Source organism: Neorhizobium sp. BETTINA12A (genome assembly GCF_023006485.1).
Lineage (GTDB): Bacteria > Pseudomonadota > Alphaproteobacteria > Rhizobiales > Rhizobiaceae > Neorhizobium.
On the sequence record NZ_JALBGW010000103.1, the window covers coordinates 1 to 16,773 of the forward strand.

Genomic DNA, 16,773 nt, shown 5'->3' on the forward strand with positions numbered 1-16,773 from the left:
GGGCGGGCTGCGGCTGCTGCGCGAACGCGGGAAGCGAAACGGCGGCTGCAAGCATCACGGCGAGACCGGCGCAGATCAGGGAGGGACGACCCATGGAAACCTCTGGAAGACGAATCAGTGCGGCTATTCTTGGCGTTCGCCGGGCGAAATGAAAAGCCCTGACCTCTTTCCAGTGGAGTACGGCGAAAATGGGACTCGGCCCGGGCCAGTGGCGCCACCGACACTATTATAAAGAAATCGCCGGATTTTGGTCGGCGCAGGGGCTATAGTAAGGCCGCCGAAAGTGTGGAAGGCCTATGGAATACGGGCCGAACGCCCCCAAAAAGGGACTCTATAGCCTATCATTATGGCACGATTTCGGGCTTCTCCGGGAGGCGCAAAAATGCCGCACGGGCTTTTCCCGCCAGATATTGCGGCGGCAGGCAAACTGTGATTGAAGCAGACCATATAGCTTGGATTCTGCGTTCGGTTTGATCGAGATCAGACGCATGGGGAGATATGTAGTGATGAACAGGGCTTTTGCAGTGATGACGGCGCTCATCTGTCTGCTCTTTGCTTCCGCAGGTTTTGCGGACCAGCCGCATCCGTGGCAGATTGATTTCCAGGCGGCAGCAACGCCGATCATGCACCAGATCCGCTGGTTCAACCATTATACCCTGTGGTTCATCGTGCCGGTGACGTTGCTGGTCCTGGCGCTGCTGGTCGTCGTCGCGGTGAAGTTCCGTGCGAGCGCCAATCCGGTGCCGTCGCGCGTCAGCCACAATACGGCGATCGAGATCATCTGGACGCTTGGCCCGGTTCTCATTCTCTTCTTCCTCGCCATCCCCTCCTTCAACCTGTTGAATGCCCAGCTCGAAATTCCGGACTCGGACATGACCGTCAAGGCCACTGCCACCCAGTGGCAGTGGAACTATGAATATGAAGGCATGCAGACCCCGGTCGCCTTCGATTCGTACCTGCTGAAGGATCCCGATCGCGCGAGCGCCGGCAAGACCGATCTCGCCGTCTATCCGAAGCTGCTGGCCGTCGATAACGAACTGATCATCCCGGTCAACAAGACCGTGCGCATGCTGGTGACGGCCGCTCCGTCCGACGTTATCCATGCCTTCGCCATGCCGGCTTTCGGCATCAAGATCGACGCCGTTCCGGGTCGCCTCAACGAAACCTGGTTCAAGGCCGAGAACGAAGGCCTCTATTATGGCCAGTGCTCCGAGCTTTGCGGCAAGGACCATGCCTTCATGCCGATCGCCATCCGCGTCGTGTCTGAAGACAAGTACAAGGCTTGGCTCGCTGCTGCTGCGACCGACCTGCCGGGCGCCTACAAGGGCCTGATGGCAGCCGTCGACAAGCCGGCCGGCAACTTCGCCGTCGCCGCAAACGAATCCAAGTAATCAAGGGGAGTGAGGACAATGGCTGGACATTCCGCTCACGACGATCACGCTCAGGCTCGCACCTCTCACGATGCGCATGCTCACGACGATCATCATGATCATTCGCATAAGCCGGGCTTTGCTGCCCGCTGGCTGTTTTCGACCAACCACAAGGACATCGGCACGCTCTACCTGATCTTCGCGATCATTGCGGGCATCATCGGCGGCCTTCTTTCCGTTGCCATGCGCATGGAGCTGCAGGAGCCTGGCATCCAGATCTTCCACGGCCTGGCCGCGATAGTCTACGGCTACGAAGGCGACGCCGCGATCGATGGCGGCAAGCAGATGTTCAACATGTTCACCACCGCTCACGCACTGATCATGATCTTCTTCATGGTCATGCCGGCGATGATCGGCGGTTTCGCCAACTGGATGGTGCCGATCATGATCGGCGCACCGGACATGGCTTTCCCGCGCCTGAACAACATCTCCTTCTGGCTGATCGTTCCGGCCTTCCTGCTGCTGCTGCTGTCGATGTTCGTCGAGGGCCCGGCAGGCGCCTATGGCGTCGGTGGCGGCTGGACCATGTATCCGCCGCTCTCGACTGCGGGCAATCCGGGACCGGCAGTCGACCTGGCGATCTTCGCGCTGCATGTCGCCGGCGCGTCCTCGATCCTCGGTGCGATCAACTTCATCACCACGATCCTCAACATGCGCGCTCCGGGCATGACGCTGCACAAGATGCCGCTCTTCGCCTGGTCGGTTCTGGTTACCGCCTTCCTGCTGCTGCTTTCGCTGCCGGTCCTGGCGGGCGCCATCACCATGCTTCTGACCGACCGCAACTTCGGCACCACCTTCTTCTCTCCGGAAGGCGGCGGCGACCCGATCCTGTTCCAGCACCTGTTCTGGTTCTTCGGTCATCCGGAAGTCTACATCCTGATCCTGCCCGGCTTCGGCATCATCAGCCATATCGTTTCGACCTTCTCGAAGAAGCCCGTCTTCGGTTATCTCGGCATGGCCTATGCCATGGTCGCGATCGGCGCCGTCGGCTTCATCGTCTGGGCCCACCACATGTACACGGTCGGCATGTCGCTCGACACGCAGCGTTACTTCGTCTTCGCGACGATGGTCATTGCCGTCCCGACCGGCATCAAGATCTTCTCCTGGATCGCGACGATGTGGGGCGGCTCCTTGACCTTCTCCACCCCGATGATCTGGGCAATCGGCTTCATCTTCCTGTTCACCGTCGGCGGCGTCACGGGCGTTCAGCTCGCCAATGCCGGCCTCGACCGGTCGCTGCATGATACCTATTACGTCGTGGCCCACTTCCACTACGTTCTGTCGCTCGGCGCGGTCTTCGCCATCTTCGCGGCCTGGTATTACTGGTTCCCGAAGATGTTCGGCTACATGTACAACGAGTTCATCGGCAAGCTGCACTTCTGGGTCATGTTCATCGGTGTGAACCTGGTGTTCTTCCCGCAGCATTTCCTCGGCCTCGCCGGCATGCCGCGCCGCTACATCGACTATCCGGATGCATTTGCCGGTTGGAACTACGTTTCCTCCGTCGGCTCCTACATCTCCTTCGTCGGCGTGCTGATCTTCCTCTTCGGCGTCTGGGAAGCCTTCGCAAAGAAGCGCGTTGCCGGCGACAATCCATGGGGCGAAGGCGCGACGACGCTGGAATGGCAGCTTTCTTCGCCGCCGCCGTACCACCAGTGGGAACAGCTGCCGCGCGTCAAGTAAGCGGTTCATCTTTGAAGAAGGGCATCGCGGCAGCGCGATGCCTTGAAATACCAAACAGGACGGTTCAATGACGGTTATGGACAATCACGACGCTCTCGGCACCGATGGAGGCTCGCGCCTCTCGGAAGCGAGCGCGCGCGATTTCTTCGAGCTCCTGAAGCCCCGGGTGATGTCGCTCGTGGTCTTCACCGCATTCGCCGGCCTCATTCTGGCGCCAGGTCAGATCAATCCGGTCCTCGGCGTGATTTCCATTCTCTGCATCGCGGTCGGCGCTGGCGCCTCCGGTGCGCTCAACATGTGGTATGACGCCGATATCGACGCCATTATGAGCCGCACCGCCAAGCGCCCGATCCCGGCCGGTCGCATCCTGCCCGAGGAAGCGCTCGCCTTCGGCCTGACGCTTTCGGTCTTTTCGGTGGTCATCCTTGGCCTCGCGGTCAACTGGTTTTCAGCCGGCCTGCTCGCCTTCACGATCTTCTTTTACGCCGTCGTCTACACGATGTGGCTGAAGCGTTCGACGCCGCAAAACATCGTCATCGGCGGCGCTTCCGGCGCTTTCCCGCCGATGATCGGCTGGGCCTGCGTGACGGGCGGCGTATCGCTCGACAGCATTCTTCTGTTCCTGATCATCTTCCTGTGGACGCCAGCACATTTCTGGGCGCTCGCGCTCTTCAAGATGCGCGACTACGGCTCGGTCGGCGTGCCGATGATGCCGAATGTTGCAGGCGAAGCCTCCACCAAGAACCAGATGATCGTCTATGCTGTGCTGACCGCTGTCATTGCGGTCGCTCCCACCCTCACCGGTCTTGCCGGCCTCGGTTACGGCATCTTCGCCGCCGTGCTCGGCGCGATCTTCGTCATCTGTTCCATCGCCGTCCGGCGCATGCCAGACGGCGACGAAAAGATGATGCCGGCGAAGAAGATGTTCGCCTATTCGATCATCTATCTCTTTGCGATCTTCTCGGGCCTGCTGGCCGACCGGCTGCTGGCGGGACTGCCGCACCTCCTGGGAGGTTTGCTGTGATCGAGACAGTCAAGCTCAACGAAGCCCAGAGGAAGTCGCGCCGCAACCGCAATATCGCGCTCGGTCTGGTTTTGGCCGGGCTTGTGGTCCTCTTCTACATCATGACGCTGGTGAAAATCGGCGGGGTCGGGAACTAGGGTGGAACCGATGGCGGACGGAATTCAGAACGGTCAGGCAAAACGGGTGAGCAACGCCGCGATCTTCGCCGGCTGCGCTGTTTTTGTGGCAGGCATGGTCGGCGCCGCCTATGCATCCGTGCCGCTCTACCGGCTGTTCTGCCAGGTCACCGGCTATAACGGCACCACCCAGCGCGTCGAGCAGTATTCCGACAAGATCTTGAACAAGTCGATCCAGGTGACGTTCGACGCCAACATTTCGCCGGGCCTGAACTGGGAGTTCAAGCCCGCCAAGGCAGTCAGCCCGAAGATCGGCGAGACCGTGCAGATCGAATATAGCGCCACCAATCGATCGTCGAAGCCGACGACGGGCAGCGCCGTCTTCAACGTCACGCCGATGGAAGCGGGCGCCTATTTCAACAAGGTCGAGTGCTTCTGCTTCACGGAGCAGACGCTGCAGCCCGGCCAGTCGGTCCAGATGCCGGTGGTGTTCTTCGTTGACCCGGAGTTCGCCACGGCCCAAGAGACCAAGAACATCAAGACGATCACTCTGTCCTACACCTTCTATCCGAGCGAGCCGAGCAAACCGGTCGCCGCTCTGCCGGAAGGCCAGAAGGCGGGCGCCCAGAAGACGGGTACCCAGAACACAGGCGTGGGGAAACTTTAAGAGGGTTCGCCGGTTTTCCGGCGAAGCAGGCATTCATCCGGGGATTCTGACATGGCCGACGCGCATCAGAAAAATCACGACTACCACATCATCGATCCGAGCCCGTGGCCGATCCTGGCTTCGATCGGCGCCTTCATCATCACCTTTGGTGGCGTCGGTTACATGCGTTATCTGCATGGCGGCCAGTTCCATATCTTCGGCCTGAACCTTGCCACGCCGTGGCTCTTCTTCATCGGTCTTGCGATCATCCTCTACACGATGATCGGCTGGTGGTCGGACACGATCAAGGAAGGCGATGCAGGCGCCCATACCCGCGTCGTTTCGCTGCACCTGCGCTACGGCATGATCATGTTCATCGCTTCCGAAGTGATGTTCTTCGTCGCCTGGTTCTGGGCCTTTTTCGATGCCAGCCTCTATGCCAACGAGGCGATCCAGGCGACCCGTGTCGAGTTCCTCGGCGGTCAGTGGCCGCCAAAGGGTGTCGAGGTCCTCGATCCCTGGCACCTGCCAATCTACAATACCGTCATCCTGCTTTTGTCGGGCACCTGCGTCACCTGGGCTCACCATGCGCTGCTACACGGCGACCGCAAGGGCCTGGTCACCGGCCTGGCGCTCACCGTTGCGCTTGGCATCCTGTTCTCCAGCGTCCAGGCTTACGAGTACATGCACGCTCCATTCGCGTTCTCGAACTCGATCTACGGTGCGACTTTCTTCATGGCGACTGGCTTCCACGGGTTCCACGTGCTGATCGGCACGATCTTCCTGCTGGTCTGCCTGCTGCGCGCGGTTGCCGGAGGCTTCACGCCCACCAAGCATTTCGGCTTCGAAGCCGCCGCCTGGTACTGGCACTTCGTCGACGTGGTCTGGCTCTTCCTGTTCTTCGCCATCTACGTCTGGGGTGGCTGGGGTGCGCCGCTGGCCCATTGATCGGGTCGATATGAATTCGGAGAGGGCGGCGACGAGCCGCCCTTTTTCTTTTGCGGAATGTCCCAAATTTGTTACATTGATGTTGGATGGTTGGGGTGCTGAAGAAGATTGTCGGGCGGTTTTATGCGACCGGAAGCGGCCGTAAGCCCGTCCGCGATTGGCTGATGGAGCTTTCCCGCGAAGACCGACGGCAGATCGGCATCGATATCCAGCGCGTCGAATTCGGATGGCCGCTCGGAATGCCCTATTGCCGGTCGCTCGGTCATGCTCTGTGGGAAGTTCGAAGCAACCTGTCTTCGGGCCGCATCGCAAGAGTGATCTTCTTCATTCATGAGGAAGAAATGATCCTGCTGCACGGGTTCGAAAAGAAAACGCAAAAGACGCCGGCGCAGGACATCGATCTGGCCTTGAAACGAAAAAGAGAGATAGACGCATGAACGACGCGAAAGGCTATGTCGACAGAACCGAAAGCTTCGATGACTTCCTCGACGCCGACGGTCTCTTGGAGGAAACCGAGGCGGTTGCCCTGAAACAGGTGATCGCCGATCAGGTTCGGACGGCGATGGCTGAGAAGGGGCTGACGAAGAAGGCCATGGCGGAACGTATGCATTCCAGCCGCCAGCAACTCGATCGGCTGCTCGATCCGCATTATCCGTCCGTCACGTTGCTCACGCTCCGCCGCGCCGCCGCGGCTGTCGGAAGAACGCTTCGCATCGAACTGGTTTGATCCATGAACATTCAGACGAAGACCAGGCCTGAAACGCCGGCCCGCGGCCGCGGCCGGATGATTGCGACTGTCGGCGTGGTGCTGGCGGCGCTGGTCATCCTCCTGTCGCTCGGAACCTGGCAGGTGGAGCGGCTGCATTGGAAGGAAGGGCTGCTCGCCGATATCGCCGAGCGGCGGGCGGCTGCACCCGTCCAGCTTTCCGGCATCGAAGCAATGCAAAAATCCGGCGGTGATATCGAATATCGCCGCGTCTCGGTCACCGGCACGTTCGACCACCCGAAGGAACGGCATTTCTTCGCGACCTTCAACGGCCAGACCGGGTTCTACGTCTATACGCCGATGACGCTTGCCGATGGCCGCGTCCTGTTCGTCAACCGCGGTTTCGTGCCTTACGAGATGAAGGACCCGAAGACCCGCGCCGCCGGAGAGGTTGCCGGCCAGCAGACCGTTACCGGTTACGCCCGCGTGCGGCTCGGCGAAAAGCCGTCCTCGATCGTGCCGGACAACGATCTGGCGAAGAACATCTTCTACTGGAAGGATCTCGATGCCATGGCCTCGACCACCGGCATCGACGCTTCCAAGGTCGTGCAGTTCTTCGTGGATGCCGATGCGTCGGTCGCCAATCCGGGCGGCTGGCCGAAGGGCGGCGTCACTCAGTTCGACTTGCCGAACAGCCACCTGCAATATGCCGTCACCTGGTACGGTCTGGCGGCGGCCCTGGTCGCGGTCGTTATCGGCATGGTTTTTCGCCGCAAGCGCGTCTGAGCCCGCATGGCCTGAGATCCGCAATTGCGATAGCCTTGGCAGAGAGTTGCGGGAATCGGGGCGACGTTATGACACTTCTGGCGAATATTTTTGTAGCGCTGACCGCGCTTCTGCATGTCGGGTTTCTGGTCCTCGAAATGTTCCTCTGGACCGGCCCGACCGGCCGGAAAGTGTTCCGCATGTCGCCGGAACAGGCCGCGGCGACGAAGGTTCTCGCCGCCAATCAGGGGCTCTACAACGGCTTCCTGGCGGCCGGCCTTTTCTGGTCGCTGCTACAGGCCGATCCCGTCTTCGCCTTCCAACTGAAGCTCTTCTTTCTTGTGTGCGTCATCATTGCCGCTATATATGGCGCGTGGTCGGTCAAGCCGCGCATCCTGCTCATCCAGGGCGGTCCGGCCATTCTCGCTCTCGTGTTGACAGTCCTGGCGTCCTGATTTGATGGCATCATCCATTCTAGAAAAAAGCCCGCTCAAGATCCGCCTCTGCGGCCCGCGCGGTTTCTGCGCCGGCGTCGACCGGGCGATCCAGATCGTCGTGCTGGCGCTGAAGGAGTATGGCGCCCCGGTCTATGTTCGCCACGAGATCGTCCACAACCGTTATGTGGTCGAGGGGCTGGAAGCCAAGGGCGCGATTTTCGTCGAGGAACTGGACGAGATCCCGGCCGAACATCGCGAGCAGCCGGTGGTGTTTTCCGCCCACGGCGTGCCCAAATCGGTGCCCGAGGATGCTGAGGCCCGCAATCTCTTTTATCTCGATGCCACCTGCCCACTAGTATCGAAAGTCCACAAGCAGGCGATGCGCCACCAGCGCCTCGGTCGCCACGTAGTGCTGATCGGTCATGCCGGTCATCCGGAAGTGATCGGCACGATGGGCCAGCTGCCGCCGGGCACGGTGTCGCTGATCGATACGATCGCCGATGCGGAAGCCTACATTCCCGAGGATCCCGACAATCTCGGCTATGTCACCCAGACGACGCTCTCGGTCGACGACACCGCAGGCGTCATCGCCAAGCTGCAGGAGCGTTTCCCGAACCTCACCGCGCCTTCCGCCGACAGCATCTGCTACGCCACCACCAACCGCCAGGAAGCGGTGAAGGAAGCAGCTCCCGGCTGCGACCTCTTCATCGTCGTCGGCGCACCGAACTCGTCGAACTCCAAGCGGCTGGTCGAAGTGGCGCTCCGGGCAGGGGCCAAGCGCTCCCTCCTGGTGCAGCGCGCCTCGGAACTGAACTGGGACGAGATCGGCCGCATCGGCACGCTCGGCCTCTCCGCCGGCGCATCGGCCCCCGAAGTCATCGTCGACGAGATCATTGCCGCCTTCAAGGACCGTTTCGACGCCGAGATCGAACTGGCGATCACCGCGGAGGAAACCGAAAACTTCCTCGTCAACCGCGAGCTGCGCAACGTGCCTTTGACGGTCGACGATATGGCCTGGGTGAATGGAGCGCGAGCGTGAGCGAGTGTGGCCTGGAGCACCCCCCTCTGCCCTGCCGGGCATCTCCCCCTCAAGGGGGGAGATCGGCAAGGAGCCGGGGCGGCATCCTCCCAATGATCTCCCCCCTTGAGGGGGAGATGTCACGAAGTGACAGAGGGGGGTGTGCCCTTGAACTGAATACTCTGTTTTCCCACGCACCGTGAGACCACCTTGGCCGTTTATACCGATATCACCGAAGACGACCTGAAGCAGTTCCTGACTGAATACGATGTCGGCGAACTAACCTCCTACAAGGGGATAGCAGAGGGCGTCGAGAATTCGAATTTCCTGCTGCACACCACCCGTGATCCGCTGATCCTGACGCTTTACGAAAAGCGGACGGACGAGCGTGATCTGCCGTTTTTCCTCGGCCTGATGCAGCATCTGGCGGCCGGCGGCCTGTCCTGCCCGCTGCCCCTGCCGCGCAACGACGGAAATCTCTACGGCACCCTGTCCGGCCGGCCCGCCGCGCTGATCTCCTTCCTCGAAGGCATGTGGCTGAGGAAGCCGGAGGCGAAACATTGCCGCGAGGTCGGAAAGGCGCTTGCCCGGATGCACCTCTCCGGCCAGGATTTCGAGCTGATACGCCCGAACTCGCTTTCCGTCGAGGGCTGGAAGACGCTTTGGGAAAAGTCCGCAGCACGCGCCGACGAGGTCGAAACCGGCCTGCAGGACGAGATTTCCTCGGAACTGGATCATCTGGACCGGAACTGGCCGAAGGACTTGGCCGCTGGCGTCATCCATGCGGATCTCTTCCAGGATAATGTCTTCTTCCTGGGCGACGAGCTGTCCGGCCTGATCGACTTCTATTTCGCCTGCAACGACCTGCTCGCCTATGACGTCTCGATCTGCCTGAATGCCTGGTGTTTCGAAAAGGACGGCGCCTACAGTCTCACCAAGGGCCAGGCGCTGCTCGAAGGTTACCAGAGTGTCCGTCCGCTTGATAAAGCCGAGATCGAGGCCCTGCCGATCCTCGCCCGCGGTTCGGCGCTGCGGTTCTTCCTGACGAGGCTCTACGACTGGCTGACGACGCCGGCCGGCGCGCTGGTGGTCAAGAAGGATCCGCTCGAATATCTGCGCAAGCTGCGCTTCCACCGCCAAATCATATCGGCCAGCGAATACGGGCTGACCGAGGAAAGATTGTCCGCATCATGAAGCAGATAGAGATTTTCACCGACGGCGCCTGTTCCGGCAATCCCGGCCCGGGCGGCTGGGGCGCCATCCTGCGTTATGGCGAGACGGAAAAGGAAATGTTCGGCGGCGAGGCCGAGACGACCAACAACCGAATGGAGCTGATGGCGGCGATCTCCGCGCTGAACGCGCTGAAAACCCCGTGCGAAGTCAACCTTCACACCGACAGCAAATATGTGATGGACGGCATTTCCAAATGGATCTTCGGTTGGAAGAAGAACGGCTGGAAGACCGCCGACAAGAAGCCGGTGAAGAATGCCGAACTCTGGCAGCAGCTGGAGGAAGCGCGCAACAAGCACAAGGTGACGCTCCACTGGGTGAAGGGCCATGCCGGCCATCCGGAAAACGAGCGCGCCGACGAGCTTGCCCGCCTCGGCATGGCACCGTTCAAGAAGAAGTAGTCGCCCAAGCAGGGGAGGGGATCGATGGCTCAGAACGTCTATGACACGCCGGAATTCTTCGAAGGCTACAGCCAGCTCGGCCGCTCGGTCCATGGGCTGGCCGGCGCCGCCGAATGGCCGATGATCAGGACGTTGCTGCCTGAGATGACCGGCCTGCGCGTCGTCGATCTCGGCTGCGGTTTCGGCTGGTTCTCGCGTTTTACGGCGGCGGAGGGCGCCGCCTCCGTGCTCGGCCTCGACCTCTCGGAAAACATGATCGCCAAGGCTCGGACGGAAAACGCTCATCCGGCCATCACTTATGAAATCGCCGATCTGGAGCGGGTCGAACTGCCCACGGCAGCCTTCGATCTCGCCTACAGCTCGCTCGCCTTCCATTACCTGGAAGATTTCGGTCGGCTGGTGGCCGAGGTTCATTCCGCCCTCGTGCCGGGCGGAAAATTTGTTTTCACCATCGAACACCCGATCTATATGGCTTCCCAAAATCCCGGCTGGCGGACGGATGAAGCGGGCCAGAGATTCTGGCCGGTGGATGGCTATTCGGTCGAGGGTCGGCGCACGACCGACTGGCTCGCCAAGGGCGTCGTCAAATATCACCGCACCATCGGCACGACGCTGAATACGCTGATCGATGGCGGTTTTGCCATCGGCCGCGTCGTCGAATGGCATCCCTCGCCGGATCAGCTTGCCGCCAATCCGGCACTTGCCGAGGAGATGGACCGTCCGATGATCCTCATGGTTTCCGCGGAGCGCTGAGCGATGACCTTGCGCCTGATCTCCCTCAACGCCTGGGGCGGCCGCGTGCATGCGCCGCTGATGCAGTATCTGAGAGATGCGGCTCCGGACGTGCTCTGCCTCCAGGAAGTCACCCATGTCGCGTCATATGACGGCGGTTGGCTGACCTTTCGCGAAGGCAATTTCGAGTTGCCCCAGCGTGCCAGCCTGCTGGAGGACGTGACGGAGATCATGCCCGGGCACCGGGCGTTTTTCGCCCCTGCCGCGCGTGGCCCCCTTTACGACGGCGATCGCCAGGTGATGTCCGAATGGGGGCTAGCCACCTTTGTCCGGCAGGACCTGTCGGTGATCGGCCAGGCGCAGGGTTTCATCCACGGCGACTTCCCGCTTTCCGGCTTCGGCGACCATCCGCGTCCCCGCAACGCCCATGGCTTGCGGATTTTTCGCCATGATACCGGCTCGGCGATGACCATCGTTCAGATGCACGGCCTGCGGGATCTCTCAGGCAAGGACGATACGCCGGCCCGATTGGCCCAGGCTCATGCTCTCGTCGCGCTGATCGAGAAGATCCGGCAGCCGGGTGAACCGCTGGTCGTCTGCGGCGATCTCAATCTGCTTCCCGGCAGCGAGACCTTCGCCATTCTCGGAAAACTCGGCCTCACCGATCTCGTCACCACCCGTGGCTTCACCGACACCCGCACCTCCTGGTATCCGAAGGACGGCCGTTATGCGGACTACCTGCTGGTGACCCCGGATGTGAAGGTCGAGAATTTCGATGTGGTCGCCGAGCCGGAAGTTTCCGACCACCGTGCGCTTCTTCTGGAAATCGCCTGAGCCGCTGTTGCGCTCGCAGCATCAGCCACTATTCTGCCGCAGACAACTCGGGGAGGTCGGTCCATGATCCTGCATTGCGTATTCATCCGCTTCAAGGCGGCCATCCAGCAGGCCGAAAAACAGTCGGTCTATGATGCTGTTGCAGCGCTCAGGAACGTCACGCCCGGCATCGTCGATGTCAAATTCGGCCAGAACGTCTCCCCGGAAGGCCTGAACGGCGGCTTTCTCGACGGTTTCATCGTGACTTTCGAGAACCCGGAGGCCCGCGACGCCTATCTCGTCCATCCGGACCACATAGCTGTCGGCGATCGGATCATCGGTTCCGCCGACGGCGGGCTGTCGGGGCTTCTGGTTTTCGATATGGCTGTGTGAGACAGATAGCTCGCGGCGTTTTGCCTGCTAACGTTAGATGTTGAACGGTGCCGCCGTCCCGTACTCCCCTCATTCCTGTGCTCGTCACAGGAATCCAGTCAGCCCAAGTCCTTGGGCTGGAGAGAATCAACCGCGCCGCAGACGCGGCGCTGCTGGATCCCTGTGACGAGCACAGGGATGAGGGTTGAGATGGGGACATGCCGCTGGACAAACGGCCCGCTCAGCCAGGCGCGTCAGCTCGATTTCGCCATCGCCGCGGCGATCTGGTCGACATTGTAGCGAAACATCTTTTCATAGGTCGGCGCCGGTCCCTTGGCATCCGAGAGCGATTCGACATAAAGCTCGCCGCCCGGCTGGGCAGCCGTCGCCTTGGCGATCTGCTTCACCAGCCGCGGATCGTTGGAATTTTCGAGGAAATAGGTTTTCACCCCCTCGGCCTTGATCTGCTCGATCAGTTTGGCGACGTCGGCGGCAGAGGCTTCCGTTTCGGTCGAGAGGCCGAGCGGCGCCCGGAAGCTGACATTGTATTCGCGGCCGAAATAACCGAAGGCGTCGTGGCTGGTCAGCACCTTGCGGCGGTCGGCGGGTACCGCGTCGAACTTGGAATGCGCATAGGCGTTCATCGCGTCGAGTTTCTGGAGATAGGCTTCGGCATTCGCCTTGAAGGCGCCGGCATCGGCCGCATCTGCCTCCGACAGCGCCTTTTCGATATTGGCGACCCAGACCTTCACGTTGACCGGGCTGTTCCAGACATGCGGATCGGTCACCGTCTTGCCGTCCTCGTCCATGGTGCGCGTATTGACGCCTTGCGAGACGACGATGGGCTTGCCCTTGTAGCCCGATGCGGTGATCAGCCGATCCATCCAGCCTTCCAGGCCTTCGCCGCTGACAAAGGCCACCTGCGCCGCCTTGAGGTTCTTGGCATCCGCCGGCGACGGCTCGAATTCATGGGGATCGCCGTTCGGGCCGACGAGGTTCGTCACCTTCACGTGTTTGCCCCCCACCTGGGAGACGACATCGCCGAGCACCGTGAAGGAGGCGACGACTTTCAGCGTGTCCGCGAAGGCAGGCACCGCGGAAAAGGCCATGAGGGCGGGAACGGCGGCGGAGAGAAGCAGTCTGCGGGATATCATCGAAGTCTCCTTGAAGTCAGCCTGCGAGATGCGGGCGGGGAAAGAGCCGCCGGGCAAGGCCGGACGGTGCGAAGAGGATGGAAAAGCCGTAGATCACCGCTGCCGTCATGATGATCGTCGGGCCGGAGGCGAGTTCGAGATGGTAGGAGGCGATCAGCCCGACATAACCGGAGACAGCGGCCGCGGCGGCGGCAAGCGCCATCATCGCGGTCAGGCTGCGGGCCCAAAGCTGCGCGATCGCTGCCGGCAGCATCATCAGCCCGACCGCCATCAGCGTGCCGAGCGCCTGGAAGCTCGCGACCATGTTGAGCACGACGAGCAGCAGGAACAGCGCGTGATAGACCGGCCCGCGGCCGCCGACGGTGCGCAGGAAGCCCGGATCGAAACATTCCGCCACCAGCGGCCGGTAGACGATCGCCAGGATGACCAGCGTCACCGATGTGATCGAGCCGATGAGGACGAGCGCGGGGCCGTCGATGGCGAGAATGGTGCCGAACAGTACGTGCAGGAGATCGACGTTGGAGCCGCGCAGCGAGACGATCAAGACGCCCAGAGCCAACGAAGTCAGGTAAAAGCTCGCAAAGCTGGCGTCTTCCTGCAGCACCGTGGCGCGGCTGACCACGCCGGAAAGCAGCGCCACGGAAAGCCCCGCCACAAGTCCGCCGATCCCCATCGCGGTCAGCGACAGCGAACCGGCGACCAAGTAGCCGATCGCCGCGCCCGGCAGCACCGCATGGCTCATCGCATCGCCCATCAGGCTCATGCGCCGAAGCATCAGGAAAACGCCGATCGGTCCGGAGCCGAGCGCCAGGCAGAGGCAGGCGACCAGCGCCCGGCGCATGAAGCCGTAATCGGCAAACGGCGCGATCAGTAGATCGTAGGTGCTCATGCGACAACCCCGTTGGTCGAAGCGCCGCCGACCGGCGGCTCACAGATCCCGGCGCCGTCGTCCCAACGCTCGGCCATCATCCGCGCCTTCAGAAGATTGCCGGCGGACATCACCTCCGCCGTCGGCCCCCAGGCGATGCACTCGCGGGCGAGCAGCAGGGTCTCGGGAAAATGGGTCCGCACCTGTTCGAGGTCATGCAGCACGGCGATCACCGTGCGGCCTTCGCCATGCCAGTGCGCGACGATGTCGAGCAGGTTCTGGGTGGTGCGCGCGTCGATCGCCGTAAAAGGTTCGTCGAGCAGGATGACTTTGGCATCCTGAAGCAGGAGGCGCGCAAACAACACCCGCTGGAACTGCCCGGCCGAGAGCGAGCCGATCGGCCGCCGGTCAAAACCGCTAAGGCCGACGGCCGCAAGTGCCTCTGCCGCTTGGGCGTATTCCTTCGGCCCGTTCGCCTTGAACGCCCCCGTATGCCGCCAGGCGCCGAGCAGCACCGTATCGAGGACGGAGATCGGAAAACGCCGGTTGATATCCGCGGCTTGTGGCAGGTAGCCGAAATCGCTGCGGATGAGCTGATGCTGCAGCCGCCCCTCCGCCGGTCGCAACTCGCCCATGATCGCCTTCATCAGCGTCGATTTGCCGGCGCCGTTCGGCCCGGCAATCGCAGTCAGGCTGCCGACCCGGAAGAAACCCGATACGTGATGAACGGCGGGATGACGGTCGTAGGTGACCGTGAGATTATCGAGCGTAAGGAGGGCGCTCACGGCAGCATCACCGCCCACTCGATCGCCAGCCAGAGCAGGCCGAGGAGCAGCGCGACATAAACGAGGCGGCCGAGACTAGAACTACCGATAAGGCTGAAGGAGGGAGAAAATCGTGCCATTGCAGCTGCCATTTATGTAATAACATTACAGTTATGTTATAACAAATATGGCAGAAAGATGGCGGAGGAGGAAGCGCGTCCCGTGGACATGGCCCATCCTCGCACTCTCGAAAACAAAAAGGGCGCCTGCAGGCGCCCTCCTCAAACGAAATACAAATCCGTGCTTAGAGCTGTTCCAGCATCGCCGCGGCGCCGGAAACGGTGGCCTGACCGGGGCTTTCCTCGACGTTGAGCGACTTCACGACGCCGTTTTCGACCAGCATCGAATAACGCTTGGAGCGCACGCCGAGGCCGCCGGCGGAAAGGTCGGCGTCGAGGCCGAGCGCCTTGGTGAAGGCGCCGTCCCAGTCGGCCAGGAAGTGGATCTTGCCGAGGCCCCCCGTCTGGGTCGCCCAGGCGCCCATCACATGCCAGTCGTTGACCGAGAGAACGGCGATATCGTCCACGCCCTTGGAAAGGATCGTGTCGCGATTTTCCAGATATCCCGGCAGGTGGTTCAGCGTACAGGTGGGCGTGAAGGCGCCGGGCACGGCGAAAAGCACGACCTTCTTGCCGTCGAAAAGCTGTTCGGTGGTGATCTCCACCGGTCCGTCCGTGGTCTTTTCCTTGAACTTGGCTGGGGGAAGTTTGTCGCCGATGGCAATCGTCATGGGGCTCTCCTCGGTTGGGCGAGCGCCTGTTTCAGGCCCGCCATTCGCGGCGCACTATAGAGCGGAGTTGGCACAAGACAAGGGAGAGGGCCGCACGCAACAGGGTCTCCAGCGGTAGGTCCGATCAACAGGAGGTGACGTCACTCGAAGGCGAGCGAGGTTTCCATGGCCCGGTTTCCAGCGATCACGAGAATGCCCCAGTGCTTGCCCCTGATGTCGTAATTCTTCGGCAGCTTGCCGACCGGCATGTCGAGCGCGTACGCGTCGCCGTCGCGCCGGCCGTTGACGCCGTCGAAGAGCACGTGGCCCTGCGGACCGGTGACGATCACCTGCGGCGGCACCACGCTGCCGGGCGGCAGCTTCAGCTTCAGGCTCAAATTGTCGCGCCCTTGCGTCATCGCATAGTGGGTGACGGCGAAATCGTCCGATGGGGCTTCCGGGAGTTTTGAAGTCGCGGCATTGAGGATCATCGCCTCTTCGACCGGCGTGCCTTTGACGGCCCCGAGCTGCAGCGAGAATTCCGCCTGGAAGGGAATACAGATATTGCGGCAAAGACCGACGAAGGCGGAGGCGCCGAGGCTCAGGGGCTTGCCGGGATCTTCCATCTTCAGCTCGAAGGGCAGGGCGACCGCATGGTCGTAGCCTATGTCGCGCAGTTTGCCATTGTCGATCCGCTTCGGCACGGGATAGCTCATGCTGCTCAGCGTCACGCCGCTTGCCTTGGAAAACACCATCTGCGGCGGAATGCCGGCATCGCCCGGCTCCTTCCAATAGGTGATCCAGCCGGCTTTCGGTTCGATCTGCAGCGCGCCGCGCACCGTGCCGTCGGGCTCTGGCGGCATCGCCACGATCCGCATGCGGCCGCCCTCGTTGCTC

General features: G+C 61.8%; 22 protein-coding genes. 16 read left to right on the forward strand and 6 right to left on the reverse strand.

Going from position 1 to position 16,773, the window contains the following annotated elements:
- Nucleotides 1-506 precede the first annotated feature (506 nt).
- The 16 genes from coxB (at nucleotide 507) to MOV61_RS20830 (ending at nucleotide 12,342) form a co-directional block, all read left to right on the forward strand.
- On the forward strand, nucleotides 507-1,391 hold the full coding sequence (gene coxB, locus MOV61_RS20755) for a cytochrome c oxidase subunit II (RefSeq protein ID WP_046601497.1): 885 nt from the start codon (nucleotides 507-509) through the stop codon (nucleotides 1,389-1,391).
- Nucleotides 1,392-1,409: 18 nt separating this feature from the next.
- Nucleotides 1,410-3,113: a cytochrome c oxidase subunit I gene (gene ctaD, locus MOV61_RS20760; RefSeq protein WP_038540628.1), complete on the forward strand. Its 1,704-nt coding sequence runs from the start codon at nucleotides 1,410-1,412 to the stop codon at nucleotides 3,111-3,113.
- A 67-nt stretch (nucleotides 3,114-3,180) separates the two neighbouring features.
- Nucleotides 3,181-4,137: a heme o synthase gene (locus MOV61_RS20765; RefSeq protein WP_247137923.1), complete on the forward strand. Its 957-nt coding sequence runs from the start codon at nucleotides 3,181-3,183 to the stop codon at nucleotides 4,135-4,137.
- A complete protein-coding gene (locus tag MOV61_RS20770) occupies nucleotides 4,134-4,274 on the forward strand; it encodes a hypothetical protein (RefSeq protein WP_247137935.1) in 141 nt (46 codons plus the stop codon). Before MOV61_RS20765 ends, MOV61_RS20770 begins: the two co-directional genes overlap by 4 nt.
- A gap of 10 nt (nucleotides 4,275-4,284) precedes the next feature.
- Nucleotides 4,285-4,920 (forward strand): cytochrome c oxidase assembly protein, encoded by a 636-nt coding sequence (locus MOV61_RS20775; RefSeq protein ID WP_038548842.1) that lies wholly within the window; start codon nucleotides 4,285-4,287, stop codon nucleotides 4,918-4,920.
- 51 nt (nucleotides 4,921-4,971) lie between these two features.
- Nucleotides 4,972-5,847: a cytochrome c oxidase subunit 3 gene (locus MOV61_RS20780; protein WP_038540634.1), complete on the forward strand. Its 876-nt coding sequence runs from the start codon at nucleotides 4,972-4,974 to the stop codon at nucleotides 5,845-5,847.
- 86 nt (nucleotides 5,848-5,933) lie between these two features.
- Entirely contained in the window at nucleotides 5,934-6,284 is a 351-nt protein-coding gene (locus MOV61_RS20785) for a type II toxin-antitoxin system RelE/ParE family toxin (RefSeq protein ID WP_247039616.1), read from the forward strand.
- Complete coding sequence (locus MOV61_RS20790) at nucleotides 6,281-6,574, forward strand: helix-turn-helix domain-containing protein (RefSeq protein ID WP_247039618.1); 294 nt, start codon at nucleotides 6,281-6,283, stop codon at nucleotides 6,572-6,574. Before MOV61_RS20785 ends, MOV61_RS20790 begins: the two co-directional genes overlap by 4 nt.
- A gap of 3 nt (nucleotides 6,575-6,577) precedes the next feature.
- Entirely contained in the window at nucleotides 6,578-7,339 is a 762-nt protein-coding gene (locus MOV61_RS20795; protein WP_408962410.1) for an SURF1 family protein, read from the forward strand.
- A 68-nt stretch (nucleotides 7,340-7,407) separates the two neighbouring features.
- On the forward strand, nucleotides 7,408-7,773 hold the full coding sequence (locus MOV61_RS20800) for a DUF1304 domain-containing protein (protein ID WP_247039620.1): 366 nt from the start codon (nucleotides 7,408-7,410) through the stop codon (nucleotides 7,771-7,773).
- A gap of 4 nt (nucleotides 7,774-7,777) precedes the next feature.
- Nucleotides 7,778-8,794, forward strand: a complete 1,017-nt coding sequence (gene ispH / locus MOV61_RS20805; protein WP_247039622.1) for a 4-hydroxy-3-methylbut-2-enyl diphosphate reductase — start codon at nucleotides 7,778-7,780, stop codon at nucleotides 8,792-8,794.
- A 189-nt stretch (nucleotides 8,795-8,983) separates the two neighbouring features.
- Nucleotides 8,984-9,967, forward strand: a complete 984-nt coding sequence (locus tag MOV61_RS20810; protein ID WP_247137924.1) for a homoserine kinase — start codon at nucleotides 8,984-8,986, stop codon at nucleotides 9,965-9,967.
- Entirely contained in the window at nucleotides 9,964-10,404 is a 441-nt protein-coding gene (gene rnhA, locus MOV61_RS20815; protein WP_247137925.1) for a ribonuclease HI, read from the forward strand. Before MOV61_RS20810 ends, rnhA begins: the two co-directional genes overlap by 4 nt.
- A 24-nt stretch (nucleotides 10,405-10,428) precedes the next feature.
- Nucleotides 10,429-11,157, forward strand: a complete 729-nt coding sequence (locus MOV61_RS20820; protein WP_247137926.1) for a bifunctional 2-polyprenyl-6-hydroxyphenol methylase/3-demethylubiquinol 3-O-methyltransferase UbiG — start codon at nucleotides 10,429-10,431, stop codon at nucleotides 11,155-11,157.
- A gap of 3 nt (nucleotides 11,158-11,160) precedes the next feature.
- Nucleotides 11,161-11,970, forward strand: a complete 810-nt coding sequence (locus MOV61_RS20825) for an endonuclease/exonuclease/phosphatase family protein (protein ID WP_247137927.1) — start codon at nucleotides 11,161-11,163, stop codon at nucleotides 11,968-11,970.
- A gap of 63 nt (nucleotides 11,971-12,033) precedes the next feature.
- Entirely contained in the window at nucleotides 12,034-12,342 is a 309-nt protein-coding gene (locus MOV61_RS20830) for a Dabb family protein (protein ID WP_247137928.1), read from the forward strand.
- Nucleotides 12,343-12,575: 233 nt separating this feature from the next.
- Here MOV61_RS20830 and MOV61_RS20835 read toward each other — a convergent pair whose 3' ends face one another.
- From MOV61_RS20835 to MOV61_RS20855, 6 genes are all read right to left on the reverse strand, one after another.
- The gene (locus MOV61_RS20835) at nucleotides 12,576-13,475 is read right to left on the reverse strand and encodes a metal ABC transporter solute-binding protein, Zn/Mn family (protein ID WP_247137929.1); all 900 of its coding nucleotides are present in this window, start codon (nucleotides 13,473-13,475) and stop codon (nucleotides 12,576-12,578) included.
- 16 nt (nucleotides 13,476-13,491) lie between these two features.
- On the reverse strand, nucleotides 13,492-14,364 hold the full coding sequence (locus tag MOV61_RS20840) for a metal ABC transporter permease (protein WP_247137930.1): 873 nt from the start codon (nucleotides 14,362-14,364) through the stop codon (nucleotides 13,492-13,494).
- Nucleotides 14,361-15,128, reverse strand: coding sequence for a metal ABC transporter ATP-binding protein (locus MOV61_RS20845; RefSeq protein ID WP_247137931.1), 768 nt, complete (start codon nucleotides 15,126-15,128; stop codon nucleotides 14,361-14,363). The genes MOV61_RS20840 and MOV61_RS20845 overlap by 4 nt, the downstream gene beginning before the upstream one ends.
- Nucleotides 15,125-15,247 (reverse strand): hypothetical protein, encoded by a 123-nt coding sequence (locus MOV61_RS30355; RefSeq protein WP_258718945.1) that lies wholly within the window; start codon nucleotides 15,245-15,247, stop codon nucleotides 15,125-15,127. Before MOV61_RS30355 ends, MOV61_RS20845 begins: the two co-directional genes overlap by 4 nt.
- Nucleotides 15,248-15,411: 164 nt before the next feature.
- Nucleotides 15,412-15,897, reverse strand: a complete 486-nt coding sequence (locus MOV61_RS20850) for a peroxiredoxin (RefSeq protein ID WP_247137932.1) — start codon at nucleotides 15,895-15,897, stop codon at nucleotides 15,412-15,414.
- A gap of 140 nt (nucleotides 15,898-16,037) precedes the next feature.
- A partial coding sequence (locus MOV61_RS20855) for a protein-disulfide reductase DsbD domain-containing protein (protein WP_247137933.1) occupies nucleotides 16,038-16,773 on the reverse strand: 736 nt, incomplete at its 5' end.

Bases quoted from the DNA above. Each gene is read 5' to 3' on its own strand.
- MOV61_RS30355 (WP_258718945.1), bottom strand. From the start codon at position 15,247: ATGGCACGATTTTCTCCCTCCTTCAGCCTTATCGGTAGTTCTAGTCTC.
- MOV61_RS20795 (WP_408962410.1), top strand. From the start codon at position 6,578: ATGAACATTCAGACGAAGACCAGGCCTGAAACGCCGGCCCGCGGCCGC.
- MOV61_RS20765 (WP_247137923.1), top strand. From the start codon at position 3,181: ATGACGGTTATGGACAATCACGACGCTCTCGGCACCGATGGAGGCTCG.
- MOV61_RS20825 (WP_247137927.1), top strand. From the start codon at position 11,161: ATGACCTTGCGCCTGATCTCCCTCAACGCCTGGGGCGGCCGCGTGCAT.
- MOV61_RS20840 (WP_247137930.1), bottom strand. From the start codon at position 14,364: ATGAGCACCTACGATCTACTGATCGCGCCGTTTGCCGATTACGGCTTC.
- ctaD (WP_038540628.1), top strand. From the start codon at position 1,410: ATGGCTGGACATTCCGCTCACGACGATCACGCTCAGGCTCGCACCTCT.
- coxB (WP_046601497.1), top strand. From the start codon at position 507: ATGAACAGGGCTTTTGCAGTGATGACGGCGCTCATCTGTCTGCTCTTT.
- MOV61_RS20850 (WP_247137932.1), bottom strand. From the start codon at position 15,897: ATGACGATTGCCATCGGCGACAAACTTCCCCCAGCCAAGTTCAAGGAA.
- MOV61_RS20785 (WP_247039616.1), top strand. From the start codon at position 5,934: ATGGTTGGGGTGCTGAAGAAGATTGTCGGGCGGTTTTATGCGACCGGA.
- rnhA (WP_247137925.1), top strand. From the start codon at position 9,964: ATGAAGCAGATAGAGATTTTCACCGACGGCGCCTGTTCCGGCAATCCC.
- MOV61_RS20830 (WP_247137928.1), top strand. From the start codon at position 12,034: ATGATCCTGCATTGCGTATTCATCCGCTTCAAGGCGGCCATCCAGCAG.
- MOV61_RS20780 (WP_038540634.1), top strand. From the start codon at position 4,972: ATGGCCGACGCGCATCAGAAAAATCACGACTACCACATCATCGATCCG.
- MOV61_RS20790 (WP_247039618.1), top strand. From the start codon at position 6,281: ATGAACGACGCGAAAGGCTATGTCGACAGAACCGAAAGCTTCGATGAC.
- MOV61_RS20835 (WP_247137929.1), bottom strand. From the start codon at position 13,475: ATGATATCCCGCAGACTGCTTCTCTCCGCCGCCGTTCCCGCCCTCATG.
- MOV61_RS20775 (WP_038548842.1), top strand. From the start codon at position 4,285: ATGGCGGACGGAATTCAGAACGGTCAGGCAAAACGGGTGAGCAACGCC.
- MOV61_RS20820 (WP_247137926.1), top strand. From the start codon at position 10,429: ATGGCTCAGAACGTCTATGACACGCCGGAATTCTTCGAAGGCTACAGC.
- MOV61_RS20800 (WP_247039620.1), top strand. From the start codon at position 7,408: ATGACACTTCTGGCGAATATTTTTGTAGCGCTGACCGCGCTTCTGCAT.
- ispH (WP_247039622.1), top strand. From the start codon at position 7,778: ATGGCATCATCCATTCTAGAAAAAAGCCCGCTCAAGATCCGCCTCTGC.